The 9,941-nt window shown below is 69.3% G+C and carries 9 protein-coding genes; 4 read left to right on the top strand and 5 right to left on the bottom strand.

Going from position 1 to position 9,941, the window contains the following annotated elements:
* The first annotated feature begins 2 nt into the window (after positions 1-2).
* From ACZ3HL_RS27035 to ACZ3HL_RS27020, 4 genes are all read left to right on the top strand, one after another.
* Positions 3-791 carry an inositol monophosphatase family protein gene (locus ACZ3HL_RS27035; protein ID WP_465534531.1) on the top strand — a complete coding sequence of 263 codons (789 nt, stop codon included), beginning with the start codon at positions 3-5 and terminating at the stop codon, positions 789-791.
* Positions 792-938: 147 nt separating this feature from the next.
* Positions 939-1,943 carry a glycosyltransferase family 4 protein gene (locus ACZ3HL_RS27030; RefSeq protein ID WP_465534594.1) on the top strand — a complete coding sequence of 335 codons (1,005 nt, stop codon included), beginning with the start codon at positions 939-941 and terminating at the stop codon, positions 1,941-1,943.
* Between the two features lie 54 nt (positions 1,944-1,997).
* The gene (locus tag ACZ3HL_RS27025; RefSeq protein ID WP_465534530.1) at positions 1,998-2,735 is read left to right on the top strand and encodes a GNAT family N-acetyltransferase; all 738 of its coding nucleotides are present in this window, start codon (positions 1,998-2,000) and stop codon (positions 2,733-2,735) included.
* A 7-nt stretch (positions 2,736-2,742) separates the two neighbouring features.
* Positions 2,743-3,789, top strand: coding sequence for an NAD(P)-dependent oxidoreductase (locus tag ACZ3HL_RS27020; protein WP_465534529.1), 1,047 nt, complete (start codon positions 2,743-2,745; stop codon positions 3,787-3,789).
* 407 nt (positions 3,790-4,196) lie between these two features.
* On the opposite strand, the gene ACZ3HL_RS27015 is transcribed toward ACZ3HL_RS27020, so the two are convergent.
* From ACZ3HL_RS27015 to ACZ3HL_RS26995, 5 genes are all read right to left on the bottom strand, one after another.
* On the bottom strand, positions 4,197-5,168 hold the full coding sequence (locus ACZ3HL_RS27015; RefSeq protein WP_465534528.1) for an LLM class flavin-dependent oxidoreductase: 972 nt from the start codon (positions 5,166-5,168) through the stop codon (positions 4,197-4,199).
* 137 nt (positions 5,169-5,305) lie between these two features.
* Complete coding sequence (locus tag ACZ3HL_RS27010) at positions 5,306-6,751, bottom strand: glycoside hydrolase family 3 protein (RefSeq protein ID WP_465534527.1); 1,446 nt, start codon at positions 6,749-6,751, stop codon at positions 5,306-5,308.
* Between the two features lie 3 nt (positions 6,752-6,754).
* Positions 6,755-7,585: a carbohydrate ABC transporter permease gene (locus ACZ3HL_RS27005; RefSeq protein ID WP_465419951.1), complete on the bottom strand. Its 831-nt coding sequence runs from the start codon at positions 7,583-7,585 to the stop codon at positions 6,755-6,757.
* A complete protein-coding gene (locus ACZ3HL_RS27000) occupies positions 7,582-8,568 on the bottom strand; it encodes a carbohydrate ABC transporter permease (protein ID WP_465534526.1) in 987 nt (328 codons plus the stop codon). The genes ACZ3HL_RS27005 and ACZ3HL_RS27000 overlap by 4 nt, the downstream gene beginning before the upstream one ends.
* Positions 8,565-9,857, bottom strand: a complete 1,293-nt coding sequence (locus tag ACZ3HL_RS26995) for a sugar ABC transporter substrate-binding protein (protein ID WP_465419955.1) — start codon at positions 9,855-9,857, stop codon at positions 8,565-8,567. Before ACZ3HL_RS26995 ends, ACZ3HL_RS27000 begins: the two co-directional genes overlap by 4 nt.
* Between the last annotated feature and the right edge of the window lie 84 nt (positions 9,858-9,941).

Genomic DNA, 9,941 nt, shown 5'->3' with positions numbered 1-9,941 from the left:
ATATGACCGACCACGCCGCATTGTTGTCCGTCGCCCGCGAGGCCGTCGCCGAGGCGACCGGGATCATCCGCTCGATGACGTCGTTTTCCGTTGCCGCCAAAGGTGATCGCGATATGGTGACCGACGTCGACCTCGCCGTCGAGGACGCCGTCCGCGAATTCCTGGCCCGCGAGACGCCGGAGATCGGCATCCTCGGCGAGGAACGCGGGCACGAGGGCGACAAGGACCTCTGGTGGGCGCTCGACCCGGTCGACGGCACGGCGAACTTCGCGCGCGGCATCCCACTGTGCGGCGTTTCGCTCGGGCTCGTCGACGGTCTCAAGAGCACGGTCGCGGCGATCTCCCTGCCGTTCCTCGACGTCGCCTACACCGCTGCGGAGGGGCAAGGCGCGTACGCGGGCGAAGAGCGTCTTACGGCGTCGACGGCGACGGAGCTGTCCGACGCGATCGTGAGTCTCGGCGACTTCGCGGTCGGCGAGGGCGCGGAGGCCAAGAACCGCGTCCGGATGGCACTGCTGGCCGAACTCGGCGGCCGCGTGCAGCGAGTCCGCTTCCTCGGCTCCGCGGCGATCGACCTGGCCTGGGTCGCGGACGGCAAACTCGACGCGAGCGTCATCCTCTCCAACCAGCCGTGGGACACGATGGCGGGTGTCCTGCTGGTACGGGAGGCCGGGGGAGTGGTCGTCGACACCGACGGCGGCGACCACACGGTGCGTTCGGCGGCCACGATCGCGGTCGGTGCCGGGCTGCGTGACGAGATCGTCGCCGCGGTCGCGCGCGCGGCGGGCTGAACTTCGTCCCGCCGGAAATGAACCGGACGGGCGTCGCATCCGTGTCTACCGGTAAGGCGCCCGCATCTGGAGGTAACCGTGACCGAACCGGTCGTCTTCGTCCTGCCGGGGGACACCGAGGACACCAGCGGTGAATACGACCGCCGGATGTGCCAGAACCTCCCGGCCACCGGCCTCCCGCTGCTGGAACTGCCGATCGCCGGCGAATGGCCGACGCCGGGTCCGCTGTCCCGGTCGAGACTGGCCCGTTCGCTCGCCGCGCTGCCCGACGACACCGTCGTCCTGATCGACGGCACGGTCGCCTGCGGGGTCCCGGAGATCGTGGTCCCGCACGCGCGGCGGCTGCGGCTGGCCGTCCTGGTCCACCGGCCGCTCGCCGACGACCCCGCGCTCGATCCGGCGCAGGCCGCCGAACTCGACGCGTGCGAACGGGAGACGCTGCGGCTGACGGGGATGATCGTCGCCACCGGACCGTGGCTCGCGCGGCAGCTGATCGACCGGCACGACCTCGACCCGACACGGGTCTACGTCGCGACACCCGGCACGGACGCGGCCCCGCTCGCCGCCGGGGCCGACGGCGTCTCCCGGCTGCTGTGTCTCGCGCCCATGACCGCGCGCCACGGCCAGGACGTGCTCATCCGCGCGCTTTCGATGGTCGACGAACTGGCGTTCAAATGCGTGTTCGCCGGCGCGACACAGCACGATCCCGCGTACGTCGACGAGCTGCGCTGGACGGTGGAACGGCTCGGGCTCGGTTCCCGGATCAGCCTCATCCAGCCGCCGGACGACCTCGACCTGGTCTACGACGGCGCGGATCTGCTCGTCCTGCCCGCTCGCGGCGGCACGTCCGGGCTGGTCGTCGCCGAGGCGCTCGCGCGGGGGATCCCCGTGGTGGCCACCGAAACCGCGGGCGCGCACGACGCGCTCGGCACCGCTCCCGGCGGCGGTGTCCCCGGCCTGCTGGTGCCGCCGAACAACCCCTCGGCGCTCGCGGCGGCGTTGCTGCGCTGGTCGCTCGACGCCGAACTCCGCCATTCCCTGCGGACGTCGGCGCTCGCGCGGAGCAGCGTCCTGGAGGAATGGGACGTCGCCGCGGGCAGGCTCACCGACGTCCTTTCCCGATTGCAGGCCGCGCCGCGTCAGCCTGTTTGATCATCGCCCGGAAGCAGCTATCGGTCGGGTCACCGGCTCGCTTGACTTGGCGGTATGCGAATCGTCGATCTTGCGTCCCGTCCCGATCTGCTCAAGCCCGCGCTGAACCTCGGCGACGTCGGCGGTGAGTTCATCTACGCCGGGTCCAGCGGCAAGATGATCTCCCCGGAACGGTTCCTGCGCCATTGGTCCCGGTACTTCCTGATCGCGCTGGACGACGACGGCGAACCGATCGCGCGGGCGCTGTCGGTCCCGCTGACCTATCCGGCCGCGGACCGCCGCGAACTGCCGGCGCACGGCTGGGACGAGGCGATCCAGTGGGCGGCGCAGGATGTCATGGACGGCCGCGCGCCGGATACCCTGTGCGCCCTCGAAGTCGTTGTGGCGCCACGGATGCGGGGGACGGGCCTGTCCACGCCGATGCTGAAGGCACTGAAGGCGCGGGCGGCCGAGACGGGGCTGAAGCGGCTGATCGTCTCCGTGCGCCCGATCGGCAAGGAGGACGAACCCGACGTGCCCATGGAGTCCTACGCCGTCCGGCGGCGCGAGGACGGGCTTTTCGCCGACCGCTGGCTGCGCACCCACGAACGGCTCGGCGCGCGGATGATCAAGGTGTGCCCGTTCGCGGTGACGATCTCGGGCTCGATCGCGGACTGGCACGAGTGGACCGGCGTCAAACTCGCCGACGGCGACAACGTGATCCCCGGCGGGATCGCGCCGGTGCACGCGAACGTCGAACGGGACTGCGGGGTCTACGTGGAGGCGAACGTGTGGATGGAGCATCCGTTCTGAGCGGCTCGTGGGCGGGACGGGCTGCGACGAGGTTGCGAAAGCCACTTTCGCAACGTTGAAGGTTGCGAAAGTGGCTTTCGCAACCTGGCCGCGAGAGCTGAACCGGACGGCCGGTGCCATTCCTCGCGATTTCCGCCGCAATCGTCGCACCGGGCCCGGCGTCGCCCGCCGGTACCGCAGAGTGGATGCCATGGACCTCGAACGAGTCGGTTTCGCCGGGCTGGGCAGTATGGGCGAGCCGATGGCACGGAACCTGGCGCGGGCCGGGATCCCGGTGCTCCGGTGGAACCGCACGCCGGGCAAGACGGACCAGGTGGCCGACGTCGCCGAACTCTTCGCGCGCTGCGACGTCGTGATCCTGATGCTCAAGGACGCGGACGCCGTCGACGCCGTGCTGGGCCGCGGCCGGCCCGGGTTCGCCGGGCGGGTGGCGGGTCGCACGATCGTCCACATGGGAACGACGGCGCCGGGTCATTCCCGCGCGCTGGAGGCGGATCTCGTCGCGGCGGGGGCGAAGTACGTCGAGGCGCCGGTCTCGGGTTCGCGCGTCCCGGCGGAGGCGGGGGAACTGGTCGCGATGCTCGCGGGCGACCCCGGAGCGGTCGAGGAGGTCCGTGAGCTGTTCGGGCCGATGTGCCGGGAAACCGTGTACTGCGGGCCGGTGCCCAACGGGCTCCTGATGAAGCTGGCGGTCAACGTGCACCTGACCGCGGTCGTGACTTCGCTGGCCGAGACCATGCGGTTCGCCCGGTCCCACGGCCTCGATCCCGGTCTGCTCGCCGACGTTCTCGGCGCGGGACAGCTGGCCAGTCCGATCCTGCGGGTCAAGGTGCCCAAACTCGTCGAGAAGGATTTCGCGCCGCAGGCCTCGATCGCGAACGTCCTGGCGAATGTCGAGCTGATCGCGGCCGCGGCGAAGGAGGCGGGCCTCGACCTGCCGCTGATCGAAGCGTCCCGCGCGCTCTACGCCGAGACCGCGCGGCTCGGTTTCGGTGCGGAGGACATGGTGGCCGTCGTCAAAGCGCTCGAAGCGCGACCGCATCCAGAGGACTAAATGCGGTTGGTGGAGGGGTCGTGAGTGTCTTGGGGCGTTATTTGAGGGGTAAGGCAAACGTGTCCGAGTCGGTAAAGTCCGTGAAGGCCTCCTTGAGGGACTCTGAGTCCCTCAAGGAGGCCTTCACGGACCCCAGGGCCGGAGGCGGACGTCACAACTGTCCGAGTGGCACCAGGGATCACACCGGCGAGTGGTGAAGGACCCCTTCCCTACCGTCAGGGTAGGCAAGGAGGCCTTCACGACGACGCCGGCGTGGGTTCACGGTCTTGAGTGGCGCTTCGGGCTACTTGAGGGGCGAGGCGAAGGGGGTCGGGTGTTGTGAAGGGAACTTTCGCCGCATTGGATGTGGGGAAAGTCCCCTTCACCCAGGCGCCATCCGCATTCAGAGGACGAAATGCGGGCAAAGGTCAACCGCGCAGGGCCGCCGCGATCCGGCCCGCGGCGGCGAAGGACTCCTCCTCCGGCTCGCCGAGCAGGGGGAGCAGGATGACCGACTCGGTCCCGGCCGCGTACAGCGCGCGGATCTGCTCGACACAGCGGTCGAGCGGGCCGCTGATGCTCAGCCGGTCGATCCACTCCGGCCGCAGCCGCCGCGCCAGGTCCTTCCGGTCGGCGGAGGCCTTGACCTCGGCCAGCAGTTCGGCGCCGAAGTCCAGCGGTTCCAGTGCCGGGCCCGAGTTCGGCCCGATCGCGGAAGCGACGTCGGCCCTGGCGCGCTCGCGGGCCCGTTCGGGATCGGCGTCGAGGGCGAGCCAGTTGTAGGTGGCGATCGTATGACCTTCGACGCCGATGAGGTCCCGCGTCGCGCGGACGTACTCGGGTGTGGCCGGTTCGGCGAGCAGCGTCCCGTCGGCGACCCGGCCCGCCGCCGCGAGCGACTTCGGGCCGCGGACGCCGGCGATGAGCTTCGGCGGCAGCGCGGGCGGGAACTCCAGCTCGACCTCGTCGAGCCGGACATGCTTGCCCTCGAAGGAAACGCGCTCACCCGCCAGCAGCCGCCGGAGCACCGTCAGCGTCTCCTCGAAGGCGGCCAGCGCCGACTTCGGCCACGCGTCGATCTGCCGCATCCAGCTCGGCACCCCGTGCCCGAACCCGGCGATCAGCCGCCCCGGGTGCAGCTCCGCCAGCGCCGCGATCTCCATCGCCGCGATGGCCGGATTCCGTGCCACGGCGGGCATGATGCCGATGCCGAGGGTGATCTTCTCGGTCGCCGCCAGCACCGCCGACGCCGTCGCGATCCCGCCCGCGTAGAAGCAGTCCTCGACGATCCAGACCTCGTCCAGGCCTTCCTGTTCCGCTCGCTGGGCCAGGCTCTTCAGCCGGGCTGCGGGCAGTTCGCGCGGGATCCTGACTCCGAGCCGTGACACCAAGACGATCATCTCCTGAGCCGGGAACCGATCTTCCCGACTACAGCACCCCCGCTTCGGCGTCGCAACCGAATAACGCGATTCGTCCTCTGAATGCGGTACATGCACACGCAAGTACCGCATTCAGAGGACGAAATGCGAGAGGGGGGTCAGGCCAGGTACTCCGCGGCGGCGCGGAGGCTGACGTAGGACCCGCTGAACGTGTCGATCCGCGGGCCGTCGCCCGAGTCCGGCCCCGGCACGCCGGTCTCGACCCGGATGTACTCCACAGAAGACTCGCGCAGCCAGCCGAGGAATTCGCGCACCTCGGGGTGCCGGTGCGCCTCACGCGTCACGACCACCAGGTCGCGGGCACCGCGGACGGCGTCGATCGCGGTCGCGATCTCGTCCCCGGTGACCTTGAGCGCCCGGGTGCCGGGCACGAGTCCGGCCAGGTGCGAGCCGAGTCCCCACGGCATCGGTCCGGCCGCGATGATCGGCTCGGTCTCGATGTCGATGACCAGCGGCGGTCCGGCCAGCTTCGGCGAACCCTGGATTCGCAACGCCTTTCGCGCCGCCTCCAGGCCGAGCCGGTGATCGACCGGCGAGATCGGCGTCGAAACCGGGGGAGTGCCGAGCGCGGCGACCCGTTCCGACGCCTCCGCCAGCCGCTCCAGCGGCAGCTCGCCGGCTTCGACGGCGGCCGCGATGACCGCCGCGATCCGGTTCAGCTCGTCCTCTTCGAACGACACCCCGCCGAGGCAGAGCGCGTCGGCACCGGCGATCAGCGCCCGCACCGACGCCCGGCCGACACCCTCGGTTTTGCCGAGTTCGCCGGCGACGGCGCCCATGTCGAGTGCGTCGGTGATCACCGCGCCGGTGAAGCCGAGTTCGCCGCGCAGGACGTCGGTGAGCGCCTTCGGATTGAGCGTCGCGGGCAGGTCACCCCACGCGGGCACGACGAGGTGCCCGGTCATCACCGCGCGCACCCCCGCCGCGATCGCCGCCTTGAACGGGACGAGTTCGAGCTCGTGCAGTTCGGCCTCGGTCCTGGGCAGCACCGGCAGCGCGTGGTGCGAATCGTCGGTGGCCGCCCCGTGCCCGGGGAAATGCTTCGCCGACGCGGCCACGCCGTACTTCTGCAGACCGGTGATGTACGCCGCGACATGCGGCGACGCCTTGACCGGATCCGAACCGAACGCCCTGACCCCGATCGAGGGATCCTCGGCCGCCAGCGTCAGATCCGCGCACGGGGCGAAGTTGATCGTGACCCCGCACGCGGCGAGCCGTTCGCCGAGCGCCGCCGCGACCGAGGTCGTCAGCTCGACGTCGTCCGCGGCGCCGAGTGCGAGCGGCCCCGGGACGAACGAGCCGGTGGCCACGTCGAGCCGGGTGACGTCGCCGCCCTCCTCGTCGATACCGACGAGCACGTCGGGCCGTTCCGCCCGCAGCTGCGCGCTGAGCGCGGCCACCTGCTCGTCGTCGACCACGTTGCGGCCGAACAGGATCGCGCCGCCGAGGCCGTCGGCCACCTTGCGCCGCAGCCAATCCGGCGCGGTCGTGCCGTCGAAGCCCGGTACGAGCACGGATGCGGCGAGCTTTTCCGGTGAAGACAAGGATTATCCCTTCACTGCGCCTGCGGTCAGGTTGGACACGAGCTTGCGCTGGACGATGATGAAGAACACCAGAGCGGGCACGGCGTAGATGACCGATGCCGCCATGATGCCGCCCCAGTCCACGGAGAACGCCGTGCGGAACGACGACAGCCACACCGGCAGCGTCTGCTTGTTCTGGTCGCGCATGAACACGAACGCGAACAGGAACTCGTTCCACGCGGTGATGAAACTGAACACCGAGGTGGTCACCAGCCCCGGCGCGAGCAACGGCAGCGTCACCCGGCGGAAGGCGCCCGCCCGGCTGCACCCGTCGATCATCGCGGCCTCTTCGAGGTCGTACGGGATGCCGTTGACGAAGCCGTAGAGCATCCAGCACGTGAAGGGCAGTGTCGCCGCGAAGTACACCAGCAGCAGCGAAGGAAGCTGGTTGAGCAGCCCGGCGTCGCGCATCAGCAGGTACATCGGGATCAGCAGCGCTTCGAACGGTGCCAGCTGAGCGACGAGCACCAGCAGCAGGAACCCCTTGCGGCCGCGGAAACGCATGCGAGACAAGGGAACCGCGGCCAGCACACCCGCGACGAGCGAGCACAGCACCGCGCCGATCGTGACGATGAGGCTGTTGGTGAGATAGGTGACGAAGCCGGGCTTCGTCAGTGCCGAGACGAAGTTCTCGAACGTCGCCGAGAGCGGGATCAGGTCGTAGTCCGGTGACAGGACCTGGCCCGGTGTCTTCAGCGAGGAGGTGATCATCCAGTACGTCGGGAAGACGAACAGGAGGGCCACGACCACGCCGAGCGTGCCGAGGCCGATCCGCTGGGTCAGGGTCTTCCTCATGACAGGTCGGCCTCCTTCGTGCGCACCAGCAGCTGGACGTACCGGGCGGTGAGCAGGATCAGCACGAGCATCATCAGCAGGGCGGCGGTCGCCGCCAGGCCGAAGTGGTTGCCCGCGAGGCCCTTGAGGTACATGTAGACCGGCAGCGTTGTGCTGGCGCCGTCCGGCCCGCCTTGACGGATCGCCCACACCTGGGCGAACACCTTGAAGTCCCACAGGACCGACAGGAAGGTGACCATGGTCAGGATCGGCCGGATCGCCGGCCAGCTGACCGCCCAGAACGCCTGCCAGGCGTTCGCGCCGTCGATGCCCGCGGCCTCGTACTGCTCCTTCGGGACGCCGAGAAGCCCGGCGTACAGCGTGAAGGCCACGAACGGCACCGCCTGCCAGACGACCAGCAGGCCGATCACGGTCAGCGTGCTCGGGCCGGTGGAGAACCAGGAATGCCCGATGAACTGTTCGAAGCCGAGTTTCGCGAGCGTCTTGTTCAGGATGCCGTACTGCTGGTCGAAGATCCACTGGAAGACCGTGGTGGTCGCGACCACCGGCGTCGCCCACGCGAGGATCAGCGCGACCTGCAGGATCACCCGGACCACCGGGTTGAGGTGCCGCATCAGCAACGCCATGAACAGCGCGAGCAGCAGGGTGGTGATCACGACCGCGGCGGTGAACACCAGCGTCCGGACGGTGATCTCCCAGAATTCGGGGTCGGACAGGATCGCGGAGAAGTTCTCGAACCCGACCCAGACCATCTCTCCGGAGACCAGCTCACGGAGGTCGAGCTTGCGGAAACTGATCCCGACCAGTTGCAGCGTCGGCCACCCCAGCAGGGCGAGGATCGCGACCAGCGCGGGAAGGATCAACAGGTACGGCGCCGTCCGTTCGCCGAGACGGAGACGCCGGGTGGACTTCGGCGGCTTGATGCGCGGCGATGCCGGCGGGGTGGCCCCCGCCGGCATCGTCACATCTTTGGTCGTGGTCATCCGCCGATGAGCTTGTCGAGCGCTGCGTTGGCGTCGGCGGTCGCCTGGTCGAGCGTCTTCGTTCCGGTCAGGTAGGCGGTCAGCATGTCCTTGATCGGGTTCTGACCGGATTCGACGTCACCCCACTTGGGGCTGGTCGGCACTGCGCGGCCGTTCTTGGACGCCTCGGCCATGACCTTGGTGAGCGGGTTCGCGTCGAGCGCGGACACGTCGGTCGAGGTACCGGGGACGTAACCGGCCTTGGCCAGCTCGGTCTGGTACTTCGGGGTGGAGAACAGCTTGATGTAGTCCTTGGCCGCGGCCGAGTTCTTGCTGTTGGCCGGGATGACCAGGTTCGAGCCGCCGAGGAAGACCGGCGCCGACTTGTCGGCGGTCTTGCCCGGGATCGGGAAGGCGCCCGACTTCTCCTTGATCGACGGGTCGGTCTTGGCCGCGGTGTCGGCCTCACCCGGGACACCGATCATCATCGCGACCTTGCCCGCACCGTAGATACCGGCCTGCTGCGGGGTGGCCTCGTCGGCGTCCTTCGGGGCCTTGGTGCCCGAAGCCTCGGTGAGCTGCTTGTAGAACTCGAGCCCGGCCTTGGCCTGCGGGGTGTCCAGGGTCGACTTGAAGGACTTGCCGTTTGCCTGCGCGATGTCGCCGCCCTCGTCCCAGATGTAGGACAGCAGCTCGTACCAGTTCTGGCCGGGGTGGTAGAGGGCCTGGAATTCGGGGTCGCTGCCGAACTTGGCCTTGAGCTTGGTGATCGCGTCGAGCCACTCCGCGCGCGTCTTCGGCGTCGCGGTGATGCCCGCCTGCTCGAACATGTCCTTGCGGTAGATGACCTCACGGTTGGCCGCGTAGAACGGGACGCCGTAGGTCTTGCCGTCGAATTCGCCCGAGGCCTTGAGGCCCTGGAGCCACTGGGCGCCGTTGAAGTCGCCGACGCTCGAGGTGAGGTCGGCGAGCACGCCCTGGTTCGCGAACGCGGGGGTCTGGGTGTTGCCCAGCTCGATCACGTCCGGCGGGTTGTCACTGGCCAGCGCGGTGGTCAGCTTCTGCTGGATGCCGTTCCACTGCTGGATCTCGTACTTGACCTTGACGCCCGGGTGCGCGTCTTCGAATTCCTTGTGGAGCGAGTTCGTCAGGGCTTCCGGGGCGGTTCCGGTCATGAGCCAGACCGTGAGCGTGCCGTTCGAGGCCGGAGCGCTCGAATTCGTGCTGTCGCCACTGCCGGAACCGGCGCAGCCCGCCGTCGCGAGGGTGATGGCGGCGGCGCCCGCAGCCATCTTGAGCCAGCGCTTCACTCGTGCCGTCCTTTCGATGCCCGGCCACCATGCCGGGCTCCCACAAAATGGTGTAGACCAATGCGGGCAGCGTGGTACGTACCA

This window comes from Amycolatopsis sp. NPDC000009, from assembly GCF_055563465.1.
The sequence above is the reverse complement of the archived record's forward strand: the minus strand, read 5'-3'. Positions and strand labels throughout refer to the sequence as shown.